The following is a 23118-nucleotide window of genomic DNA, read 5'->3' on the forward strand; positions in this document are numbered from 1 at the left end:
TTGTTCAATTCGTCCTGCGACGAAGAACGCACCCCGGCGCGTTCGTCGATGCAATACACCGCGCGCGCTGCCGGAAGCATCGCGCGCGGCACCGCATTACCGCAGGTTGGTTCTCGCCAACTCGACGATCTCGTCGCCGCGCCCGCTGAGGATCGCGCGCAGCATGAACAGGCTGAAGCCCTTCGCATGCGCGATCTCGATCTTCGGCGGCATCGCGAGCTCGTACTTCGACGTGACGACGTCGACGACCGCCGGCCCGTCATGCGCGAACGCCATGCGCAGCGCTTCCTCGACGTTCTCCGAATGCTCGACGCGCACGCTGAAGATGCCCGCGCCCTTCGCGATCGCCGCGAAGTCGGTCGGGCTCAGGTCGACGTTCGTGTCGAGATAGCCGGCCGCCTTCAGCTCCATCGACACGAAGCCGAGCAGGCTGTTGTTGTACACGACGATCTTGATCGGCAGCTTGAGCTGGCGTGCGGTCAGCAGATCGCCGAGCAGCATCGACAGCCCGCCGTCGCCCGACAGCGACACCACCTGCCGCCCCGGATGCGCCCCCTGCGCGCCAAGCGCCTGCGGCATCGCGTTCGCCATCGACCCATGATTGAACGAGCCGTGCAGCTGCCGCTTGCCGTTCATCGTCAGGTAGCGCGCGGCCCACAGCGTCGGCGTGCCGACGTCGGCCGTGAAGATCGCGTCTTCCGCCGCGACTTCGTCGACGATCTTCGTCAGGTATTGCGGATGGATCGCGCGGCCCGGCGGCTCGGCTACCGCGAGATCGTCGAGCCCCTTGCGCGCGGCCGCATAGTGCTTCAACGCGTTCTCGAGGAAGCGCCGCTGTGTCTTGCGCGTGAGCCGCGGCAGCAATTCCGCGATCGTTTCCTTCACGGTGCCGACGAGGCCGAGCGCGAGCGGCGCACGATGGCCGAGCTGCGAGCCCTTCCAGTCGATCTGCGCAACCTTCGCGTTCGACGGATAGAACGGCCGGTACGGAAAATCCGTGCCGAGCATCAGCAGCGTGTCGCACGATTCCATCGCGTGATAGCCCGAGCTGAAGCCGATCAGCCCCGTCATCCCGACGTCGAACGGGTTGTCCCATTCGACGAACTGCTTGCCGCGCAGCGCATGCACGACCGGCGCGCCGAGCGTATCGGCCAGCGCGACCACTTCATCGTGCGCGCCTTGTGTGCCGCTGCCGCACAGCAGCGTAACCGCGTCGGACGCATTGAGCAGCGCCGCGAGCCGGTCGAGATCGGCATCGGCCGGCAGGATCGACGGCGGTGCTGCGTCGCTCCACGCCGGCAGCTCGTCCGGGCCGTCGCCGAGCGCGATGTCGCCCGGCAGCACGATCACCGCGACGCCGCGCTCGTCGATCGCGGTGCGCATCGCGCGCGCGAGCACGCGCGGGAACTGCGACGCGTTGGTCACGAGCTCCGCGAAGTGGCTGCATTCGCGGAACAGCTCCTGTGGATGGGTTTCCTGGAAGTAGCCGAGGCCGATCTCGGTCGACGGAATGTGCGCGGCGATCGCGAGCACCGGCTGGTGATTGCGGTGGCAATCGTAGAGTCCGTTGATCAGGTGCAGGTTGCCGGGGCCGCAACTGCCCGCGCACACCGCGAGCCGCCCGGTCGACGCGGCATCCGCGCCGGCCGCGAACGCGGCGCTTTCCTCGTGCCGCGTATGCATCCAGCGGATCGAGCCGATCTGGCTCAGGCTGAACGACAGGCCGTTCAGGCTGTCGCCCGTCACGCCCCAGATGCGCTCGACGCCCGCTGCCGCCAGCGTCTTCGCCAGATATTCCGCCATCGTCTGTTTAGCCATGCTGTCCTCGCTCGTTGATGGGTCGTCACACGAATGAACCGGCTCCGGTGGCTGCCTGCGCCGGCGACCGGACGAGCATACGCGATCGGTTCGCGCGGCGTCGTGAAGGTGCGACGCGCTGGCGCGTGTTTCGTTCGGACCCTTTCGATTGCGTCGGGAGACTGTCGCGGTTTTGTCGGCAAACGGACGGCTTGGCGGGTATGCCCGGCGCCGGTCCCGCGTGCATTCGCCGATCACGCGCGCTTACAGCGGCAGCGCATGCGTCGACAGAATCTCCTTGAGCACCATGAACGAACGCACCTGCCGCACGCCCGGCAGGTACAGCAGTTGTTCCGCGTGCAGCCGGTTGAAGCTCTCGTTGTCGCGCGTGCGCACCAGCATGAAGTAGTCGAATTCGCCGGTCACGACGTGGCATTCGACGCACCCCGACACTTTCTGCGCGGCCTTCTCGAAAGCGGCGAACGCTTCGGGCGTCGAGCGATCCAGCACGAAGCCGATCACGACCAGCATCCCCGCGCCGAGCGGCTTCGGGTCGAGCAGCGCCACGATGCCGCGGATCAGCCCCATGTCCTTCAGCCGCTCGACGCGCCTCAGGCACGCCGGCGCGCTCAGCTTCACCTTCGCCGCGAGGCTCACGTTGGAGATCGACGCGTCCTGCTGCAACTGCCGCAGGATCGCGCGGTCGATGCGATCGAGCGCCGGTGCGGCGTCGGCCGGCGATGCGCTGCCTCGATCTAATTTCATTGCGTCATCCTCCTTCTCAGCGAATCAAAATTGCTTATTACGTTCTCATATCGTCGGTAACGTAGTCTTCCGCAAATTATTTCGCAAGCTCATTTCTCGCGCTTCTGCCTTTCATTTTTCCAGTCGGAACACGGCCCGCCGGCCGCAACCGAGCGAACCGATGACCCGCCCCGCCCACCGCTTTCCGGAGCACGTCGATGAACCTGCAACGTTTCCCCCGTTATCCGCTCACGTTCGGCCCGACGCCGATCCAGCCGCTCAAGCGCCTGAGCGAGCACCTCGGCGGCAAGGTCGAGCTGTATGCGAAGCGCGAGGACTGCAACAGCGGCCTGGCGTTCGGCGGCAACAAGACACGCAAGCTCGAATACCTCGTCCCCGACGCACTCGAGCAGGGCGCGGATACGCTCGTGTCGATCGGCGGCGTGCAGTCGAACCAGACACGCCAGGTCGCGGCCGTCGCCGCGCATCTCGGGATGAAATGCGTGCTCGTACAGGAGCACTGGGTCAACTACGAAGATCCGGTGTACGACCGCGTCGGCAACATCCAGCTGTCGCGCATGATGGGCGCGGACGTGCGGCTCGTGTCGGACGGCTTCGACATCGGCATTCGCCGCAGCTGGGAAGAAGCGATGGAGAGCGTGCGGCAGGCAGGCGGCAAGCCTTACCCGATTCCGGCCGGCTGTTCTGAGCATCCGCTCGGCGGGCTCGGATTCGTCGGTTTCGCGGAAGAAGTGCGGGCGCAGGAGGCGCAACTCGGCTTCAAGTTCGACTACATCGTCGTGTGCTCGGTGACGGGCAGCACGCAGGCGGGGATGGTCGTCGGCTTCGCGGCCGACGGCCGCGCCAACCGCGTGATCGGGATCGATGCGTCGGCCACCCCCGAGCGCACGCACGAGCAGATCACGCGCATCGCGCGGCACACGGCCGAGCTCGTCGATCTCGGCCGGCCGATCACCACGGCGGACGTCGTGCTCGACACACGCTACGCCGGCCCCGAATACGGGCTGCCGAACGACGGCACGCTCGAAGCGATTCGCCTGTGTGCGCGGCTCGAAGGCATGCTGACGGATCCGGTGTACGAAGGGAAGTCGATGCACGGGATGATCGACAAGGTACAGCTCGGGGAATTCGAACCGGGGTCGAAGGTGCTGTATGCGCATCTCGGCGGCGTGCCGGCGTTGAGTGCGTACCACGAGACTTTCCGGAACGGTTGACGCTGTCGTGACGAACTGCCGGCGTGACAGGTGCTGATCGTCCGCCGCCCGTCGGAAGCGTGCGAAACATCCGGCCCGCACGCCGGATCACGCCGACGTGTAAGCACGCCGGTCGTCCCCACGCAGGACGCCGGCGTCCGGTTTTTTTGCACACGTACGTCCTGATCAGAAAAATCCGACAAGACTGAGCATTAATCCATGACCGCTCGTACTTGTTCAATATTCAACAGCGAAAGCGTTTCGTACCATCGGCCGGCATCCTGATTAACCGGTTCGACCATTGACGTGCCGGGGCAGATGCCCACACGCTCGAGGTCAGAAATTCGCACCGCTCGCTGTTTCACCTGCCTGTCTGCCATCCGCGATCCGGCTCGACAGTCGATCCCTCCACCCGGCCGCAATCAGGTGGCCGCGCTCCGTGCCCACTCCGCGCCCGGCGCTGGCGGCACGCTTCGCTCCGTTCTGCGTTGCGCGTGCGTAGTCGGCGTCGCGCTGTCGCAACCCGATCTCGCGCAAGCGCAGGTGCCGAATGCCGGGCAGTCGCTGCGCGACGTTGAAACCGTCCGTCCGACGCTTCCCGCGCCCGCATCGCCCGAAATCGCGATGCCGCCGTCGAGCGACGCGTCCCCGCCCGCCACACCATCCGATGCTGAAGCCGGCGCGCGCGTGTCCGTTCGCGCATTCCACATCGAAGGCAACCAGGTACTCGACTCGGCGCGGCTGCAGGTGCTGCTCACCGATCTCGTCGGCCGCGAGCTCGGCTTCGACGAACTTCGTTCCGCGGCCGACCGGATCACCATCGCTTACCGCGAACGTGGCTACGTATTCGCGCGTGCCTACCTGCCTCAACAGGATATCGAGGACGGCATCGTGCGCATCGCGATCGTCGAGGGCCGCTACGGCAGGATCGAACTCCGCAACAACTCGCGCGTGCTCGACGGCGTGTTGCGCCGGCCGCTCGGCGCGCTGCAGCCCGGCGCCGTCGTGCGCGGCGCCGATCTCGAACGCAGCCTGACACTGCTCGACGAACTGCCGGGCGTCGCGGTCAGCGGCACGCTGCGCGCGGGCGAGGCCCCCGGCACCACCGACCTGATCGTCGATGCGGCGCGCGCACCGTTCGCCACGGGCTCGCTCGAACTCGACAACTACGGCGATCCGGTCACGGGCCGCTACCGCGCCACCGGGGCCGCAACCGTCAACTCGCCACTGCGGCTCGGCGATCAATTCTCGCTACGCGGCCTCACCAGCAATACGAACCAGCAGTACTACCGCGCCATGTACCAGGTGCCGATCGGTCCCGCGTCGACACGGATCGGCGTCGCGTTTTCCGACATGGGCTACCGGCTCGGCAAGCAGATGCGTCCGCTCGGCTATCACGGTCGCGCGAGCGTGCGCAGCGCGTTCGTCACGCAGCCGCTGCTGCGCAGCCGGCGCGCGAGCGCCAGCGCGCAGGTCACCTACGAGAACAAGCACCTGCGCGACGACTACGGCGTGTTCGAGCGCGTCAGCGACAAGCGCGTGGACCTGTGGTCGTTCGCCGTCACCGGCAACAGCAACGACGACCGGCTCGGCGGCGGCCGCAATGTGTTCTCGGCGACGCTCGGCATCGGCCGGATGCGCGGCGACGATCCGCTCGGCATGAACCAGTTCTCGCACACGCACGGCAGTTTCGCGAAGCTCAACGTGAGTGCGATGCGCCTGCAGGCGCTGGGCTCGCGGCTGCAGTTCCATACGCAATTCAGCGCGCAGCTCGCGTCGCGCAATCTCGACTCGTCGGAAAAATTCAGCCTCGGCGGCCCGTACGGCGTGCGCGCCTACGCGCTCGGCGCGGGCAGCGGCGACCAGGGCTGGCAGGCCAGCGCCGAGCTGCGCTATCTCGCCACGCCGGGCTGGCAGGTCAGCACTTTCGTCGACACGGGCCGGATGCAGATCAACAAGCAGCCGTGGGTGCGCAACGAGCTCAACACGCTGCAACTGTCCGGCACGGGTGTCGGTGCAAGCTGGTACGGCGCCAACCGGCAGATCAGCATCACCGCCGCATGGCCGCTCGGCAACGCGGACCGCTCGCAGGCGGTCACGCGTGCGCCGAGCGTCTGGTTGCAGGCCGCACAGTATTTCTGAGCGGCCGGTAAAGCGGTCCGGCCACGTCTTCGCATCGGCCGGACCGCACCGGCGGGCAGCCCCGCTGCCCGCATTCCGAAAGGGCGAATCCATCCGCCCCACCTGCTTCGGTTCGTCGCGCACCCAGTGTCGTGCCGGCGAAGCGAACCAACCCTGAGGAAACAACAACGATGAACAAGACCTATGCATTGGTATGGAACGGCGCCCAGCGATGCTGGACCGCGGCCGGGGAAACCGCGCGCCGCCGCGGCAAGGCAACCGGCGGCAAGCGCGCCGCCGTGACCGCCGTCTCGCTGCTCGGCTTCGCCGCGCTGCCCGCTTTTGCGCTGCCCACCGGCGAGACAATCATGTCCGGCCAGGCCGACATCGTGCGCACCGACGGCGGCCGCACGATGAACATCAACCAGCACACCGACAAGCTCATCACGAACTGGCAGGACTTCAGCGTGGGCGGCGGCGAACGCGTCAACTTCCACCAGCCGAACAGCCAGTCCCTCGCACTCAACCGCGTGATCGGCACCAACGGTAGCCGTATCGACGGCCAGATTTCCGCCAACGGCCGCGTGTTCCTCGTCAACCCGAACGGCGTGCTGTTCGGCTCCGGCGCACAGGTCAACGTCGGCGGCCTCGTCGCGTCCACGCAGAACCTGTCCGATGCAGACTTCCTCGCCGGCAACTACCGCTTCTCCGGCTCCTCGACGCAAGCCGTCACCAACGACGGCACGATCACCGCTGCCGACGGCGGCAGCGTTGCGCTGCTCGGCGCGCGCGTCGCCAACAACGGCACGATCCAGGCGAAACTCGGTAGCGTCGCGCTCGCCGCCGGCAACGCGTTCACGGTGAATTTCGACGGCAGCGGCCTGCTGAACCTGCAGGTCGACGGCGGCGCAGTCGATGCGCAGGCGTCCAACGGCGGCCTGCTGAAAGCCGACGGCGGCGAGGTGCTGATGACTGCCCGCGCGGCTGACAACCTGCTCGGCGCCGTGGTCAACAACACCGGCACGATCGAAGCGCGCGGCCTCAGCTCGCGCGGCGGCAAGATCACGCTCGATGGCGGCACCGTGAACGTCGGCGGCAAGCTCGACGCGAGCACGGCCGACGCGGGCGCACCGGCCGGCGCGGTCACGACGCGCGGCGAACGCGTGAAAGTCGCGAACGACGCGCAAGTCGATACGCGTGCGGGCAACACGGCCGGCACGTGGACGATCGAAGCCGCCAACGCGGGCGTGAACGGGGCGAATGTCAACGGTCAAGCAATCGACGCCGACACGCTGTCGCGCAACCTCGGCACGACGAACGTCGCGCTGACGAACACGAAGGGCGACCTGACGGTCGGCGGCCCGGTCGCGTGGACGAGCGACAACGCACTGACGCTCACGTCGCAGAAGGGCAACGTCGACCTGAATCAAACGCTGTCGGCCACCGGCGCGAATGCGAGCCTGGCCCTCAACGCCGCGAACCGGATCCGCGTAAACGACGCCGTGACGCTCACCGGCCGTAACGCGCACCTCGAGCTGAATTCGACCAATGGCCACACGCTTGCGAACGACAAGGGCGTCGTTACGCTGTCGGGCGACAACGCGTCGTACAGCTCGAATGGCGAAGGCTACAAGGTGCTGCACACGCTTGCCGACCTGCGCAACGTCGACGCGGACCTGAACGGCCGCTACGTGCTCGGCAACGGCATCGACGGTGCGAACGCCGGCTTCAACAGCATCGGCGGCAGCAAGACGTTCAACGGTACGTTCGACGGCCTGGGCAACACCGTCCGTCGCCTGACCGTCAGCAACCCCGGCAACACCAGGGTCGGCCTGTTCTCGGCGAACTTTGGATCGATCGGCAACCTGAAACTCGATTCGCTCAACGTCAACAGCGCGTCGACGTCCCCCAACGCATTCATGGGCGGGCTCGTCGGCATCAACTACGGCGGCCGGATCCACGACGTCGCGGCCACGAACATGAGCGTCGTCCACAACGGCAAGGGGATCGCCGTGATCGGCGGGATCGTCGGCGTGAACTACGACGGTGCAATCGACAACGCCCACTTCCGCGGTCGGATTGACGGCACCCGCGACACGATCAGCATCGGCGGCATCGCCGGCCAAAACGAAGGCACGCGTGCAACGATCGAGCGCAGCAGCGCGAGCGCCGACATCAAGATTGCACGGACCTACCGCTTCCCCGTGTATGGCCAGGGCGCGGGCATGCTGGTCGGCCGAAACACCGGGACCATAGCAAATTCGTCCGCCAGCGGCCGCATCGCAGCCGGCGAAGGCTTGAACGTCGGCGGGCTCGTTGGCATGAACGACGGCGGCACGCTGCGCAACGTGTCGGCGGTCACGACGATCTCGGCGGGCGAGGGCAGCAATGTCGGCGGGCTGGTCGGCCGGGCCCTCGGCGGCTCGATCGAGCACGCGTCGGCCAGCGGCTCGATCAAGACGATGCATGCCGCGGCAACGGGCGGTCTCGTCGGACTGAACGAACGCGGCCGGATTGCCAACGCATCGTCCGAGGTCGAGATCGATGCATTAGGCGGCGGCCCGGTGGGCGGCCTCGTCGGCCGCAACGACCGCGGCGCTATCGAAAATGTGAGCGCAGCCGGCAACGTGCAAGCCTACGTCGCGGCACCCGTGGGCGGGCTGGTCGGCCACAATACGGGCACGATCGAGAATGCGTCCGCCAGCGGCAACGTGACCGCCGGCACACGCTCGAACGCGGGGGGGCTGGTCGGGACCAACGGGGGTACGATCGCGCAAGCGTCGGCCAGCGGCAACGTCACGGCCGGCAGGGAATCGAACGCGGGCGGGCTCGTCGGCCTGAACGACTTCAACGGCGCGATCCGCCAGTCGTCGTCGTCCGGCACCGTCACCGCGGACCTTTCGTGGGTTGGCGGCTTGGTCGGCACCAACGTCAACGTGATCGAAAACAGCCAGTCATCGGGTTCGATCGACGGCGTGAACTCGGATCTCGGTGGCCTGGTAGCGCTGAACATGGGCACCATCCGGTCGTCGCAGTCGAGCACCCGGATCGGCACCGGTCCGTTGCCGGTACCGATCCTCCGCGGCAGCCTGGTCGCCCTGAACTTCGGGAGCATCGAGTCGAGCACCGCGTCAGGTCCGTCGGCGGGCATGCAGCTCGTCGGCGATAACTGGGGTACGGTTGACGGCAAGACCGGCTGGTAATCGAGCAGTAATCGGTTGAACCCATCGGGCGGCGAGGTGGCCGGCAGGCCATCCTTGCCGCCCGTGTTCATTCCGGGTCGAAGCGTTCACCCCGTCTTCGTGCGTTTTATGGCGGGTGAATCGATCAGAATTTCGAGATGTTCCGGTGGGCGAGGAGCGTCCGGCGCCACGATGCCGGCCCGACAGCGATGCACCGTATCTTCGCCGAACTCGGGAAACCCGAAGCATCGTCAGCCGTGCAATCCCGTCACGGTACGAATGAAACGGGCGAATACGCGGCGATACCGCCTCCCGGAGGCGCTGCACAGCATGGCCCGTGTCACCACTTGGGGGCAGCAACTCATCCGGCCGCCGTGGTGCAAGATCTTGTCAGGATGCCACCTGTCGTCGGCATCGAGGATGCGCGATGAAGCGGCGCGTCGCGAAACGCCAGCCGATATTGCGCGTTACGCCCGGATCACCGTGGCTGCTGTTCCTCTACGCGCCTTCCGTCCTGCACGCCATTTCTTCGGCTGCCGCAAACCCTCCCTTCTTCGCCAATCACTCTCCGCTCGTTGCGAATTGTTCGCCTCGACGCCCCCACATCGCGCGTCTTTCTAAAGACAAGTCCGACTCTGTCAATCGCCCATTCGGACGCGAATCCCACTGATTCGTACACGTACTAATCCATTTCCACGGCATTTAGTAGGCGTTCTATTTAAATCAGGCCCCTGCTTCCCGAAAATTGACCCTGTCGAGTCGGCCGCAACATTTCGCAAGCATTCGCCCTTCACGGTACGAGGCACGGAAAGCACCGTTGCAGCTGATCAGGTCGACCGGCACCCCAGGCAGCGTCTCCTTCCCCGATGGCATATCCCATGCAGTGGAAACAGCGGCCGCGCTCCGCTTCGGCCGAGCGTGCGGTTTCGCGTCGCGATCGGAACGACGGACGTCCCTTTGAATCAGAACGGCAGCAGAAGGGTATATGGATATTTCATTCGAACCACGGCACGCGCATGCCGCACGTGCCGCAGGCGGCCTGATCGCGCGCATTGCTGACGTCGCCCTGATCTCGCTCGGCGCGCTGGCCGCCGCACTCGTGTTGCCCGGCCCGAACGTCGAACGGTTGTCCGAACTGGCCGCCGTCGCCTGCGCGGCGACCTTCGCGCTGATGCTGTTTCCCGCATTCCACCTCTACCACGCACCGACCTGCATCCCCAGGCACCGCGCCGTGTTGCTGACCGCGTTCGCGTGGCTGGCCGCGCAGGCCGGCGCAGCGCTCGTGATGCGGGTGCTCGCGCCGACCCTCGCCATTCCGCTGCCCTGGTACCTGCTCTGGACGGCGGCGAGCGGCATCGCACTTGTCGCATCGCGCGTCGTCGCCGGCACGACGCTCGAACGGATCGGCCGCCCGCAGGAAAGCGCTCGCCTCGTCGCGATCGTCGGCACCGGCGCCCATCGCGACGCCGTGCTCGACCGCATTGCCAGTGTGCCGTCGGCCGGATTCCGCGCAGCGGCGATGTTCGATATCGCCAGCGCCAACACGACGAGCCCCGATGGCGTGCCACGCTTTTGCGATCTCGATACGTTCGCACGGCATGTCCGCACGCACGCGATTCCCGAAGTCTGGCTCGCGCTGCCGATCGGCGAGGCGCGCATCGTGATGGCCGTGCTCGACGCGTTCCGCGACGATCTCGTCAACATCCGCTTCATGCCCGACGTCAGCAAGCTCGCGATGTTCGACGGCGAGATGATCGACCTCGTCGGTGCACCCGCGATCAACCTGGTCGCGTCGCCACTGTCATCGCGCGCGCTGCTGCACAAGGCGATCTTCGATCGCGTGTTCGCGGCCACCGCGCTCGTCGGCCTGGCGCCGCTGCTGCTCGCGATTGCGGCGGCAGTCCGGCTGTCGTCGGACGGCCCCGTGCTGTTCCGCCAGCAGCGCAAGGGCGCGGACGGCCAGGCATTCATGATCTTCAAGTTCCGCACGATGCGGCTGCACGACGCGGGCAGCGAAGTGCACCAGGCGACGCGCGACGATCCGCGCATCACGCGGGTCGGTGCGTTCCTGCGCCGCACGAGCCTCGACGAGCTGCCGCAGTTCCTCAACGTGCTGCGCGGCGAGATGTCGGTCGTCGGCCCGCGCCCGCACGCGCTCGAACACGACGACCTCTACCGGAAGATCGTCGACGGCTATATCCACCGCTACCGCGTCAAGCCCGGCATCACCGGATGGGCGCAGATCAACGGCCTGCGCGGCGAAACCGACCGCGTCGAAAAAATGCAGCGCCGCGTCGAAGCCGATCTTCACTACCTGCGCAACTGGTCGTTCGCCCTCGACATGCGCATCGTCCTGGCCACCGCCCTGCGCGGCTGGTCCCACCGCAACGCGTACTGATACGCACGCGGCACCGCCAACGCGCGTCGCCGCATCACGATAAGGATGACTGATGACTTCCGCCACGATCGAGCGGGCCGGATCCGCACGTCCCTACCGCGTGCGCACGCTGCTCGCCGCAGCGGTCAGCGTCGCACTGTCGGCCTGTGCGTTCGCACCCGGCATGCAGATGAGCGCACCGCCCGCCACCACCGACGGCCAGCCGGCCGGACACGCGAACGCCAACGGAAGCGCCCTTCCGTTCCGGATCACGACGATCGACGCCAGCCTGATTCGCCAGCTCAACGCACAGGCCGCGCAGCAGCAGGACCTGCCATCCGACCGGCTGGCGGCCGCGCCCGGCGCTTACCGCCTCGGCCCCGGCGACGTGCTGCAGATCACCGTCTGGGATCACCCCGAACTCGCTGCCGCGCAAGGCGCCGCGCAGCAGAACGCACCGCGCACGGCCGACCCGGCCTCGGGCTTCGTCGTCGATCCGCACGGCAACCTGGCGTTCCCGTTTGCCGGCAGCGTGCCGGTCGCGGGGCTCACGGCCGACGCCGCGCAGGCACGCATCGCCGCCGCGCTGTCGCGCGTCTATCGCAATCCGCAAGTGACGCTGCGCGTCGCGTCGTTCCGCTCGCAGCAGGTCTATATCGACGGCGAAGTCCGCACGCCCGGTGCGCAACCCGTCAACGACGTGCCGATGACGCTCTACGAAGCGCTCGGCCGCGCGGGCGGGCTCGGCACGGCCGCCGACCAGAGCCGCATGACGCTCGTGCGCGACGGCGTGTCCTATCCGCTCGACCTGACGCGCATGCTGCGCGACGGTCGCAATCCGGCCGACGTCGTGCTGTCTGCCGGCGACCTGCTGCACGTACCGGCACGCAGCGACTACGGCGTGTACGTGATGGGCGAAGTGAACAAGCCGTCGCTCGCGGTGCCGCTGCGCGACGGCCGGCTGACGCTGTCCGACGCGCTGTCGCAGGCCGGCAGCGTGAACGCGAATACCGCCGACGCTGCCCAGATGTTCGTGATCCGCGGCTCGCAGACGGGCGACCCGCAGGTGTTCCATCTCGACGCGCGCTCGCCCGTGTCGATGGTGCTCGCCAACGAGTTCGCGCTGCAGCCGAAGGACATCGTCTACGTCGACGGCAACGGCCTGGTGCGCTTCAGCCGCGTGCTGAGCCTGCTGCTGCCCGGCGTGAACACCAGCGCCACCGCGGCGCTCGCCGTCAAATGAGCGCCATCGCCACGCTGCTCGTCGTGTGTGTCGGCAACGTCTGCCGCAGCCCGATGGCGCAGGCGCTGCTCGACGCGCGCCTGCCCGGCGTCGACGTGCAGTCGGCCGGCATCGGCGCGCTCGACGGCCAGCCGGCCGACCCGCATGCGATCGACCTGCTGCGCGAGCGCGGCCTCGACCTCGCCGCGCACCGCGCGCGCCAGGTGTCGTCACGGCATGTCACGCGCGCCGACCTGATCCTGACGATGGACCTCGAGCAGAAACGCTGGCTCGAGCGCCGCCACCCGTTCCTGTGCGGCCGCGTGTTCCGCCTCGGCGCCGCCATTCATGGCTTCGACGTGCCCGATCCGTATCTCGGCCCGCGCGCGTCGTTCGAACACAGCCTGCGGCTCATCGAGCGCGGCGTCGACGCGTGGTGCACGCGCATCGCGCCGGCCGCCTTCCCCTCCACCCCGCTTTCCGGATCGAATCGATGACCTCTCCCGTTTCCCGCGAGCGATCGCACGATCGCGGCGCCGAGCTCGACCTCGCCGGCGTCGTCGACGTGCTCGCCGCCCAACGCTGGCTGATCGCGCTGACCACCGCCGCCTGCGTCGGCGCCGGCACGCTGTACGCGTTCCTCGCTCCGCCGCAGTATCAGGCCGACATCCTGCTCCAGGTCGAGGACAGCGGCGACACGTCCGCCGCGAAAAGCATGCTCGGCGACGTGTCATCGCTGTTCGACATCAAGTCGAGCGCCGCGGCCGAAGCACAGATTCTCGCGTCGCGGCTCGTCGTCACGCGTGCCGTCGACGAGCTGCGCAGCTACATCGTCGTGCAGCCGAAGCGCTTTCCGCTGGTCGGCAATGTCGTGTCGCGCTTCAACACCGGCCTCGCGCACCCCGGCCTCCTCGGCTTCGGCGGCTATGCATGGGGCGAGGAAGCGATCGGCGTCACGCGCTTCGACGTGCCGAGGCCGCTCGAAGGCGAGCGCTTCGAACTGACGCGGCTCGATGACCAGCGCTACCGGCTGACCGGGCCGACGCTGCCGTCGGCCGTCACCGGCCGCATCGGGCGCCTGGAAATGTTCGCGACCGCGAGCGGCCCGATCGCCCTCGACGTCGCGTACATCGACGCGAATCCGGCCACCCGCTTCACGCTCGTGCGCGAATCGCGTGCCGAGACGATCGACGCGCTGCGTCGCGGCCTCGACGTCCAGGAAAAGATCAAGCAATCGGGCGTGATCGTCGCGACGCTGCGCGGTCCCGATCCGCAACGGATCCAGTCGCAGCTGCAGGCGGTCGCGAACCACTACGTGCGCCAGCACATCGAGCGCAAGTCCGCCGACGCAGCGCAATCGCTCGCGTTCCTCAACGCGCAGTTGCCGGTACTCAAGCGCCAGCTGCAGGACGCGGAACAGCGCTACACCGACATGCGCAACGCGAACGGCACGATCGACCTGACCGAGGAAGCGAAACTGATCCTGCAACAGACGGCCGACGCGACCACGCGCCGCCTCGAACTGCAGCAAAAGCGCGACGAAATGGCCGCGCGCTTCGCACCGGGCCACCCCGACATGGTCGCGCTCGACGCGCAGATCGCCACGCTCGGCCGCGAGCAACGCGGGTTCGAACATCAGGTGCGACGGCTGCCCGACCTGCAGCAGAACGCCGTGCGGCTGATGCTCGACGTGAAGGTCGACACCGATCTCTACACGGCGCTGCTCGCGAACACGCAGCAGCTCGAACTGGTCAAGGCCGGCAAGACCGGCAGCGTGCGGCTCGTCGATACGGCAATCGTGCCCGAGGATCCCGTGCGCCCGAGACGGCCCGTCGTGATCGCGGCGGCCGCGCTGATCGGGCTCGCGCTCGGCATCGCGCTCGCCTTTGTGCGCGATTTCCTGTTCGGCGGCGTCCGCCACGCGGACGAGATCGAGCGGCATCTCGACATCGACGTCTACGCGACGATTCCCGATTCGGCGGCGCAGCGGCAGATCGCGCGACGCGTCGCGCAGCACGCACCGGGGCCGAACCTGCTGAGCGCGCGGCACCCGCACGATCCGGCCGTGGAAAGCCTGCGGAGCCTGCGCACCGCGCTGCGCTTCGCGATGCAGGGCGCGCGCAACAACGTGCTGCTGCTGACCGGCCCCGCACCGGGCGCGGGCAAGTCGTTCGTCGCCGCCAACTTTGCGACGCTGCTCGCGGCCAACGGCGAGCGCGTGCTGCTCGTCGACGGCGATCTGCGCAAGGGGCATCTGCACGAATCACTCGGCGTCCCGCGCGAGCTCGGCTTCGCCGAGTTGCTGTCCGGCACGGCCGCGCCGGCCGACGTTACCCACCACGACGTGGTGCCGCGCCTCGATTTCATCCCGACCGGCGCGGTGCCCGCGCATCCGTCCGAGCTGCTGGCCGACGAACGCGCCGCCGCGCTGCTCGACGCGCTGTCGGCCCGCTACGACGTCGTCGTAATCGATGCGGCGCCGATTCTCGCCGTGACCGACGCGGTCACGCTCGGCCGTCACGCCGGTACCGTGCTGCTCACGGCGCGCGCCGCGTCGACACGTGTCGCCGAGCTGGACGAAGCCGTACGCCGCCTCGCGCACAACGGTGTCGCCGCGAGCGGCGTGCTGCTCAACGGCGTCGATCCGAACGTCGGCCGGTACGGGTCGCGCTACGGCGCCTATCGCTATACGCAGTACCGTTACGCGCCGTCGCGTTGCGGTCTGGCATCGTCGGTCGGCCGCAAGTTGCGCGCGCTCGTGTCCCGCCGTCGAGGAGAGCCGCGATGAACGATACCCGTCACCTCGAACGCGTCGCGATCCGCGATGCCGCGCCGGCGAGCGCTTCCGCCGCGATCGAATCGCGCGCCCGTCAAACACCGGCCCGTGCGGCGCGCCTGCGGATCGCGCTCGTCGTCGAAGCCGCGGGCGGCGGCGTGGCCGTCCATCTCGCCGACCTGATCGACGGACTGAGCGCAACCGACGGCATCGAACTGCACCTGATCGTGCCGCACGGCCCGCGTTTCGACGCAACGATCCTCGATGCACGCGTGCTGTCACGCTGCGCGAGCGTGCAGACGGTGCCGATGCAGCGCGCGGTCGGCTGGCGCGACGCGCTCGCGGTCGCCCATGTGTATCGCCACCTGCTGCGCATCCGTCCCGACATCGTGCACAGCCACAGCTCGAAAGCGGGCGCGATCGCGCGCCTGTGCCCCGGGCCGTGGCGGCAGGTGTACACGCCGCACGCGGTCTATACGCTGAATCCGACGCTGGGTAACCGCCAGCGCCGTATTTACGGAACGATCGAGCGGCTGCTCGGCCGCCTGTGCACGCACCGGATCGTCGCCGTGTCGTACGACGAGGCCCGACATCTGAACGAATCGCTCGGCATTCCGGCCGCGCGGATCAAGACGATCGTCAATGGCGTCCGATCGCCCGCGCAGATACCGCGCGAAGAGGCAAGGCGCGCGCTCGGCATCGCACGCGATACATGCGTCGTCGGCTTTGTCGGGCGCTTCGATCATCAGAAGGGCATCGACCGTCTCGTACGGATCGCGCGCGGCGTGTATCGCCAATGCGGCCGCACCGTGCAGATCGTCGCGATCGGTTCCGGCGATTTCATCACGGCGGCCGGCAACGAGGCCGACGATCTGCCGCCGAATCTCCACGTCGTCGGCCGCGTGAACCACGCGAGCCGCTATTTCTCCGCGTTCGACCTGTTTGCGTTGCCGAGCCGCTACGAAGGGTTTCCCTACGTGTGCCTCGAAGCGATGGCGGCCTGCGTGCCGATCGTCGCCACGCAAGTGTCCGGCGCGACCGAGCTGATCGCCACGCATGACATCGGTGTCGTGGTGCAGAACGAAGACGACACGACGCGCTTCGCCCGCGCGATCGTCGCGCTCGCCAACGATCCGGCCGCACGCGACGCGATGCGTGCGAATTGCGCGGCGGCCTTCGAGCACTTCTCGGCCGAAACGATGGTCACGCACACGCTCGACCTCTATCACACCCTTTCCCGACGAGGCCCGGCATGACTCCCCCTGTTCACGTCGCACTGCTGCATGCCTACAGCGCCCGCAATGCCGGCGACGGCCTGCTGGTCGACTTGTCCGTCGGCCTGCTCCGTGAAGCCTTCGGCGATGCCGTCCGGGTGTCGATCGTCGCGGCCGATCCCGCTTCGTTTCCGGCGTACGACGACGTATGCGGTGCGCCCGTGCTCGCGGAACGGGGCGCAGACAGGCTGCTCGGTGCCGCCGCTACCGCGCTGCCGGTTCGACTCAACGACCGGCTGAAAGCACTGCGCGGCCTGCTAGACGAAGTCGACCTGATCGTCGGCGTCGGTGGCGGCTATCTGCGCGCACGCACGGCGATCGAAGCGCTCAAGCTCGAAGCCGGCCACCTGTTGCAAATGCGCGCCGCGCTCGCTTCGGGCAAACCCGCCGTCTATCTGCCGCAAAGTATCGGCCCGGTGCTGTCCTCGCGCGCCGTCGGCACGCATCTTCGGTCGCTGCTCGGCACCTTCGATACGGTGTTCGTGCGCGACGACCGTTCCGCCGCCTTCCTCGCCGCGAATCCGAACACGCGGCGTGCGCCCGATCTCGCGGTGCTCGACTTCGGGCATCGCGGCGAGACCATCCTTCGGCACGCATCACCGAAAAGCGACACCGCCCGCCATGTCGCCTTCGTGCTGCGCCGCGCGCCCGCATGGAGCGCGAAACGGCGCGCGCGCTATGACGCGTCGATCTCGCAGCTGGTCAAGCAGGTACGTGCGACGTGCCGGGTCAGCTTTGCGGTGCAAAGCACGGGGCGCGGCAACGACGATCCCGCGTACTACCGCAGCCTCGGCATCGAGGAGCCGCTGACGCCGCTCAAGACGCTCCTCGAAACCGACCGGCCGGAAGTCACGGTATCGGTTCGCCTGCACGGCGCGATGGAATCGATCCTGCATGGCGTACCCGCGTTCCACGTCAGCTACGAGCGCAAGGGCTTCGGTGCATATGCGGACATGAAGCTCGGCGACTGGGTCGTCAACGGCGCGGATTTCGATCCGGCGCGCGTTTGCCGGACGATCCTCGCCCCCAGCGCGACCCAGGCATTCTGGGATGCCGCACAGGGCGGTTTTGCGCGTATCCGTTCCGCACGCGCACGCGTGATCGACGCGCTGCGTGCGGCCCATCGTGTCGATTCCGGCTCCGACGTCGAAACGAATGCCGAAGCCGACGTAAAAGCAACCGCAGCCATCGACGAGGTCGCGCCATGCTGACGCGCCTGCTCCTGCGCGGCCTGGCGCTCGGCCTGAAATTCGCGCTCGCGATCATCGTCGCGCGCACGCTCGGCTTCGACGCAGTCGCCGCGTACGGGTTCGCGGTCGCCGCTGCCGTGATCGCCTCGAAACTGCTCGGCCTCGGGCTCAGCCCCGAACTCAACCGGCGGCTCAGCGAACCCAGTCCGCTGCCCGCGTTCGGCGCCATGCGCACCCTCTGCATCGCGTACGGCGGGCTTTACTTGCTGTTAATTGCAACGCTCGCCATCGCAACGGCCAACGGCGACGCCAGCCTGCTCGCCCGCGTCGGCCTGTCGACGCAACTCGCGTGGTGCGTGCTGCTCGTCACGCTGTCCGAGCATGCGGCATTCGAGGCGAACGGCTGGCTGTTCTCGCTGCACCGACCACGCGCCGGCTCGCTGCTGCTGTTCGTCCGCACCGGTGCATGGGCCGGCCTCGCGGGCGCGGGGCTGCTCGTCGGTGCCCTACGTTCGATCGAGTCGGTGTTCGCCCTGTGGTTCACAGCCAATGCGTGCGTCGTCGTGTTGGCGTGGTGGCGCATCGGCGCGGTTGCAGGCCAGACGCGCGGCAGCCCACAGGCGGCACGCGCACCGGCCATGCGCGAACGCGGTGTACTGGCGGTCTGGCGACAAGGGTTGCCGTTCTACGTGGCCGGCATCGTCCTCGCTTCGTTGCAATATGCGGAGCGGTTCATCGGCGGCGGCCACCTGAGCGCCGATGCGCTTGGCCGGTACGTGTTCGCGTGGTCGATCGCCAACGCGATCCAGGCACTCGCGTTCGCCACCGTCGTCGTAACGGCCGGCCCGCGCTTCGTGCGCGTGCTCGCCGAAGCGCCGCACACCTTCTCCCGGCTCGCCATGCGCGCAACGGTGGCCAGCGTGGTCGTCGCATCGATCGCGGCGGCCACGGTCCTCGTGCTGCATCGCGAACTATTCGCGCTCGCGCACGAGCCTGCTGGCCCAGGCCAGTTCGCATTGCTCGCGACACTGCTCCTGTCGTTCGTGCTGCGCGGCGCGGCGGACGTGCTGTGGACGGCCGCGATCGCGCTGCGTGCCGGCTTCGCCGTGACGGTGTCGATGATCGCGCTCGCGCTGTCGTACCTGCCGCTTGCGTGGACCCTGATCGTTCACGCTGGCGCGACGGGGGCCGCCATCGCGCATCTGGTGGCCAGCGCCGGCATCGTCGCCACGCTGGCGCTGATCGTCGCGCGCACCGGCCGGTACGACGCGGCCGCACGTATGGAGGCTGCCCCGCATGCTGCGTAACCTGATTGCCGGTGGCCCGGCGCTGAGCCGCGGCGTGACGCGCGCGGTCGGCGCGATGATCGTGTTCGTCTACTGGATCGTCTACGCAAAGGCCGGCACGTTCCTGCCCGAGTTCGTGTTCCGCGACGCGGAGAAGATCCAGAGCCAGATCGGCGGCGGCAGCACCTACGAGGGCACGTCGTTCGATGCGGTCGCGAAATTCTATGCGCTGCTCGGCCCGGCCGGCACGTCGCTGTTCGTTGCCGCGATCGGCACGGTGTTCATCTGGCGGATCGTCGGCGAGGGCCGCCGCCTCGGGTCGCTGGCCGCGATCATCGTGCTGCTGGCGCCGTGCGTGTTCTTCAACCTGTTCGTCGCGAGTAAGGACACGCTCGTCGTGCTGATCGCGCTCGTGCTGGCCGGCACTGCCTGGCGTCGCTCGACCGCGTGGACCTTTATAGCCGTCGTTGCGCTCTACGCCGGTTACGCGGCCGTCGTGCGCAGCTACTTCGCGCTGATTCTCGCGATCGCGCTGGCCGCATTCCTGTTCCGGCACGTGTCGTGGCGCGGCAAGACGTTGCTGATCGGCTCCGCCGCGATCGTGCTGTTCCTGCTGCCGCCGGACGTGTACTACCTGCTCCAGCATCCCCGTGACATGGCAGCCGACTATCTCGCATACGGTTCGCCGTTCGGCGCGCGCACGAGCTTCTACAACCCGGTCGCGCCCGATTCGTTCTTCGCCTTTTGCGCGAACTATGCGTATGCGGTGCTGCGGCTGAATCTGCCGCTGCTGTTCGACGTGGGTCTCAAGGAACTCGCGATGCAGCTATTCGTGTGGATCGCGCTGGCCGCCGTGTGGCGTCGCGCGCGGCATGACACGCATCCGGTCCGTGACCTGCTCGCCTGCGTCGTCATCGGTCACGTCGCGGTGTCGATGCTGTTCGAACCCGACCTCGGCAGCTATACACGCCACCTGTCGAGCGTCGCGTTGCTGTGCGCGCTGCAATTCGCGGGATTCGATGCGCGTGTCGGTCGACGCTGGTCGAAACGCGATGCGGCGAAGAATGACACGCGGCAATCGAACGCGCTCGCCGGGCCGGCGCTCGCCAGCCTGCGGCACATGGACACCCTCAACTGAACACTGCATGCAGACTCTCCCCCTCCGTTCCGGAATCTTCCGAAACCTCCAATGCGCACGCGCGTTCGCGGCGCTCGCCGTCGTCGGCTATCACATGGGCGTGCTTCCGTTCGGGCAAGCCGGCGTCGATGTCTTCTTTGTCATCAGCGGCTTCATCATGTCCGTCGTCGCGCCACGCGAAGGGCGCTCTTTCCTGCGCAAACGCCTGATCCGGATCGTGCCGCTCTACTGGCTGACCACGCTGGGCGTGTTCGCGATCGCGGTCGTGAAGCCCCAGTGGCTGAATTCGACGACGGCCGGCGTCGACTATCTCGTCAAGTCGCTGCTGTTCGTGCCCTACGTGAAGGAGAACGGCCATTGGGGGCCGCTGAACCTCAATGGCTGGACGCTCGAATACGAGATGCTGTTCTATCTTGTCATCGCGGGCTTGATGCTGTTCGTCCGGGCGCGTCATGTGACGACGCTCGCGGCGCTCGCGCTTGCGCTGTTCTGCGCGTACGTAGCCGCCGGCGGCCCCGCGAGCGCGGTTGTCGCCCATCTCGGCCAGCCATTCGTACTCGAGTTCGGGCTCGGCGTGCTCGCCTGCCGCCTGCTGGAAACCGGCATCGCCGCGCGTCTTTCGCGCTTCGCCTGGCTCGCGTCGATCGCAGCAGCGCTCGTGGCGATCCCCCTCGTTGCCGCTCTGTCCGGCACGCCGGCCGGCTTTGAACGTGTTTTCTGGTGGGGCATGCCGGCCTGCATGCTGATCGTCGCTTTGGTCGCGCTCGACCTGCGGGGCTGGTCAATCGGGAACACGACACTCGCCCGGCTCGGCGATGCGAGCTATTCGATCTATTTGCTGCATCCGTATGTGATCGGTGCTGCGAACAAGATCGTCGGCGTGCGTCTCGATGCCGGCACGTGGTCAGGCAGCGCGACTGCACTCGCCACACTTGTCGCCGTGTGTGCGTGCGGCTATGCCTGTCATGTATGGATCGAACGGCCGATGCTTGCCGGCTTGAAGCCTTGGATGTCGCGGAAGCCCCGCGCATCGACGGGCTCGTCGGGATCAACAACGGTGTGACCGACCATTCGCTGCTTACGCTCAGCTTCATCGCCAACGCGCCATTTAGCGCGAATTCGTCGGAGTCAGCGAATCGCTCCCGAACGGCTATCGTCAGAATTACGGGGCGCTTGCACGTGTCGGCTCCCGGGCTCCGAATGCAATCGCGTGTGCGGAAGCTGAGGTGTGCGGGTCGGCAGCAACCTTGGGGGATTGAGTCGACGAAGGAATGCAAAAAGGCCGGCGTCGCGCATAACGACACCGGCCTCCGTATTTGAACTACTCGGGATATCGTGACGCTTCGATCACCGACGATAGGCTTCACTCGCGCCCGCACTCACCGTAGCCGCACCGCCCCGGCAAGTCTTCTGCTCCGGAACCTCGACGACACCACCTTGCAGCGTTTGCGGCACGCCCGGATACACATTGAAGGGTTCCGTGATCTCCCCATCCACCTTGGCGCCCTTCACCGGATAACGCACGGTACCCGTCGCAGTCAGCCGCGCCCCCTGCGCGTCGCACACAACGGACAACTTCGCACTCTCGCTCTCCGGCATCTGCCGGACCAGCGTGCTGAACCCGAAGTTGACGACGACCGTCCCTGCGGTCGTCTGATTCCCCTGCATCATTGCCTTGATCGAGGGCTTGACGTCCAGCCGGTACACCGTCTCGTTCTGAACCGCCTTCAGCGACTTCACGACGATGTTCTTGGTCTGCCCGGGTGCGAGACTCAGCTTGAACGGAAACGCAACCAGCGTCGGCTGTGCCTCTTCGCCGACCGGTTCGAGCTTCTCGTCCTTCAGCGGCACGCCGGGGTTGAGCAAGCGCGACAACGAAATGGTCACATATTCGGGACGATCTCCGTTGTTGATGATCTGTACGGTGGTCGTGCGCGAGTCGAGCACGGTTTCCTTCGGAAGCACATCGATCGTCGCAGCGGCAAGACCGGGAATGACTCCGACAGCCGCTACCGCAATCGAAAGGAAGAATGAATGCAATCTCATGTTCGGATCCTGGTGAGTCGGCCCTTTGGGAAAGCAAGCCGCGACCGCCGCCTGGCACGCGCAGTCATGCGCCTGCACGGCACGCACGAATGGACGTTGCCGACAATGGGAAACGGAAAAGACACCGCCCGCAACATGGCGGGCGGTCGGACACTGAATCGCCTCCTGCATCGGAGGCCGCCATCGCTACTTTTGCTTCGGCACGATCGGCTCGAAAACCAGCGACAGCTCGCCCGTATAGGTGCCCGCCGTGCTCTTGAAATCACCCTCCGGCGGAAACGCAGCGACCGCGAGACTGTAAAAGCCCTTGGAATCGATATCCTGTGACGGCGGCACCGGGTTCGTGAACTCGATCGGCTGCCCGACGACCATCGGCTTTGGCTCCCCACCTTCGGCACCGATGCTGACCGCCGTTTTACGGAACGCAAGCGTCGGCTTGGCCTGATTCCGGATGTCGAGCGGCTGATCCATGCGGACCTGGAACGAGCCGGTCGTCGCCGCCACGAGCAACCGCGCCTCGACCTCATAGGCAGTGTCCCAGCCGCCCAACTGCTGCATCGTCAGGCCCTGCGGAAACCAGGTGCCCTTTTCATCGGTGACGATCAGGTTGTTCATGCGCACGACCTTGGCCGTGACCTTGCTTGTAGTCTTGCCATTGACCAATAGGATGCCTTCTTTTTCTTTTGCCGACGCGAACATCGGCACGCACACCAGCGCCGCCAGCAATCCGTTCAGAATGATTTTCTGCATG

At 67.2% G+C, this 23118-nt stretch carries 16 protein-coding genes; 12 read left to right on the plus strand and 4 right to left on the minus strand.

All coding sequences use genetic code 11. The features are described from left to right. Positions 1–96 precede the first annotated feature (96 nt). Together poxB and BCEP18194_RS37005 are read right to left on the minus strand one after the other, a co-directional pair. Positions 97–1818, minus strand: a complete 1722-nt coding sequence (gene poxB / locus BCEP18194_RS37000) for a ubiquinone-dependent pyruvate dehydrogenase (RefSeq protein WP_011356448.1) — start codon at positions 1816–1818, stop codon at positions 97–99. Positions 1819–2061: 243 nt separating this feature from the next. Next, positions 2062–2562, minus strand: coding sequence for an Lrp/AsnC family transcriptional regulator (locus BCEP18194_RS37005; RefSeq protein ID WP_011356449.1), 501 nt, complete (start codon positions 2560–2562; stop codon positions 2062–2064). A 197-nt stretch (positions 2563–2759) separates the two neighbouring features. Between BCEP18194_RS37005 and BCEP18194_RS37010 the strand changes: the two genes are divergently transcribed. The 12 genes from BCEP18194_RS37010 to BCEP18194_RS37065 all read left to right on the plus strand — a co-directional run bounded on the left by BCEP18194_RS37010 (position 2760) and on the right by BCEP18194_RS37065 (position 21384). Next, positions 2760–3776 (plus strand): 1-aminocyclopropane-1-carboxylate deaminase, encoded by a 1017-nt coding sequence (locus BCEP18194_RS37010; protein ID WP_011356450.1) that lies wholly within the window; start codon positions 2760–2762, stop codon positions 3774–3776. A 297-nt stretch (positions 3777–4073) separates the two neighbouring features. Then, positions 4074–5897 carry a ShlB/FhaC/HecB family hemolysin secretion/activation protein gene (locus tag BCEP18194_RS37015; protein WP_011356451.1) on the plus strand — a complete coding sequence of 608 codons (1824 nt, stop codon included), beginning with the start codon at positions 4074–4076 and terminating at the stop codon, positions 5895–5897. A gap of 170 nt (positions 5898–6067) precedes the next feature. Further along, entirely contained in the window at positions 6068–9079 is a 3012-nt protein-coding gene (locus BCEP18194_RS37020; protein WP_011356452.1) for a GLUG motif-containing protein, read from the plus strand. Between the two features lie 964 nt (positions 9080–10043). Then, positions 10044–11456 carry an undecaprenyl-phosphate glucose phosphotransferase gene (locus BCEP18194_RS37025; RefSeq protein ID WP_011356453.1) on the plus strand — a complete coding sequence of 471 codons (1413 nt, stop codon included), beginning with the start codon at positions 10044–10046 and terminating at the stop codon, positions 11454–11456. Between the two features lie 52 nt (positions 11457–11508). Next, the gene (locus tag BCEP18194_RS37030; protein WP_011356454.1) at positions 11509–12678 is read left to right on the plus strand and encodes a polysaccharide biosynthesis/export family protein; all 1170 of its coding nucleotides are present in this window, start codon (positions 11509–11511) and stop codon (positions 12676–12678) included. Beyond that, positions 12675–13154, plus strand: coding sequence for a low molecular weight protein-tyrosine-phosphatase (locus BCEP18194_RS37035; RefSeq protein ID WP_011356455.1), 480 nt, complete (start codon positions 12675–12677; stop codon positions 13152–13154). The genes BCEP18194_RS37030 and BCEP18194_RS37035 overlap by 4 nt, the downstream gene beginning before the upstream one ends. Next, on the plus strand, positions 13151–15445 hold the full coding sequence (locus BCEP18194_RS37040) for a polysaccharide biosynthesis tyrosine autokinase (RefSeq protein WP_011356456.1): 2295 nt from the start codon (positions 13151–13153) through the stop codon (positions 15443–15445). The genes BCEP18194_RS37035 and BCEP18194_RS37040 overlap by 4 nt, the downstream gene beginning before the upstream one ends. After that, a complete protein-coding gene (locus tag BCEP18194_RS37045) occupies positions 15442–16689 on the plus strand; it encodes a glycosyltransferase family 4 protein (protein WP_011356457.1) in 1248 nt (415 codons plus the stop codon). Before BCEP18194_RS37040 ends, BCEP18194_RS37045 begins: the two co-directional genes overlap by 4 nt. Beyond that, positions 16686–17918: a polysaccharide pyruvyl transferase family protein gene (locus BCEP18194_RS37050; RefSeq protein WP_011356458.1), complete on the plus strand. Its 1233-nt coding sequence runs from the start codon at positions 16686–16688 to the stop codon at positions 17916–17918. Before BCEP18194_RS37045 ends, BCEP18194_RS37050 begins: the two co-directional genes overlap by 4 nt. Beyond that, positions 17912–19204, plus strand: a complete 1293-nt coding sequence (locus BCEP18194_RS37055; protein WP_011356459.1) for a hypothetical protein — start codon at positions 17912–17914, stop codon at positions 19202–19204. Before BCEP18194_RS37050 ends, BCEP18194_RS37055 begins: the two co-directional genes overlap by 7 nt. Then, positions 19194–20321: a hypothetical protein gene (locus BCEP18194_RS37060; protein WP_011356460.1), complete on the plus strand. Its 1128-nt coding sequence runs from the start codon at positions 19194–19196 to the stop codon at positions 20319–20321. The genes BCEP18194_RS37055 and BCEP18194_RS37060 overlap by 11 nt, the downstream gene beginning before the upstream one ends. After that, positions 20203–21384 (plus strand): acyltransferase family protein, encoded by a 1182-nt coding sequence (locus tag BCEP18194_RS37065; RefSeq protein WP_244273038.1) that lies wholly within the window; start codon positions 20203–20205, stop codon positions 21382–21384. Before BCEP18194_RS37060 ends, BCEP18194_RS37065 begins: the two co-directional genes overlap by 119 nt. Before the next feature lie 284 nt (positions 21385–21668). Here BCEP18194_RS37065 and BCEP18194_RS37070 read toward each other — a convergent pair whose 3' ends face one another. Both BCEP18194_RS37070 and BCEP18194_RS37075 read right to left on the minus strand, forming a co-directional pair. Further along, positions 21669–22367, minus strand: a complete 699-nt coding sequence (locus tag BCEP18194_RS37070; RefSeq protein ID WP_011356462.1) for a hypothetical protein — start codon at positions 22365–22367, stop codon at positions 21669–21671. A 186-nt stretch (positions 22368–22553) separates the two neighbouring features. Beyond that, complete coding sequence (locus BCEP18194_RS37075; RefSeq protein WP_011356463.1) at positions 22554–23117, minus strand: hypothetical protein; 564 nt, start codon at positions 23115–23117, stop codon at positions 22554–22556. Position 23118: the final 1 nt, after the last annotated feature.

Source organism: Burkholderia lata, assembly GCF_000012945.1.
Classification (GTDB): Bacteria; Pseudomonadota; Gammaproteobacteria; order Burkholderiales; family Burkholderiaceae; genus Burkholderia; species Burkholderia lata.